This window comes from Thermomonas alba, assembly GCF_022419205.1.
Taxonomy (GTDB): Bacteria; Pseudomonadota; Gammaproteobacteria; order Xanthomonadales; family Xanthomonadaceae; genus Thermomonas; species Thermomonas alba.
This window is the reverse complement of record NZ_JAJOZU010000063.1, coordinates 1-534: the sequence shown is the minus strand read 5'-3', so window position 1 is coordinate 534 and position 534 is coordinate 1. Positions and strand designations below refer to the sequence as shown.

The 534-nt window shown below is 67.6% G+C and carries 1 protein-coding gene; it reads right to left on the bottom strand.

Features of this window, described 5'->3' with window-relative positions:
* A partial coding sequence (locus tag ML342_RS11760) for a branched-chain amino acid ABC transporter permease (protein ID WP_240127199.1) occupies positions 1-534 on the bottom strand: 534 nt, incomplete at both ends.

Here is a 534-nt window from a genome sequence, read left to right as displayed (position 1 = left end):
CGGTCGATGATCTTTTCGCCAAACAGGCCCTGGGGACGGAACAGCAGGAACACCAGTGCCAGGACGTAGGCGAACCAGATTTCGATGCCGCCGCCGACCAGGGGCCCCAGGTAGACCTCGGAGAGCTTTTCGCCCACGCCGATGATGAGGCCGCCGACGATGGCGCCCGGCACCGAGGTGAGTCCCCCGAGGATGATGACCGGCAGTGCCCGCAGGGCGATGGTGGTGAGGGAGAACTGCACCCCCAGCTTGGAGCCCCAGATCATCCCGGCGACGAGCGCCACGACCCCGGCTACGCACCACACGATCACCCAGATGCGGTTGAGCGGGATGCCGATGGACTGCGCGGCCTGGTGGTCGTCGGCCACCGCGCGCAGGGCGTCCAGGCGTACCACCTCCTGGCCTTTCTTCACAACATCGCCTTCACGCACCAGGATCGCCTCGACCGTGCCGCCGGTCAGGTGCTGCACGGCCTTGCGGTTGCTGCTGACCTTGACGGTACCGGTGGCGACCACACCGGCATCCAGCGGCGCC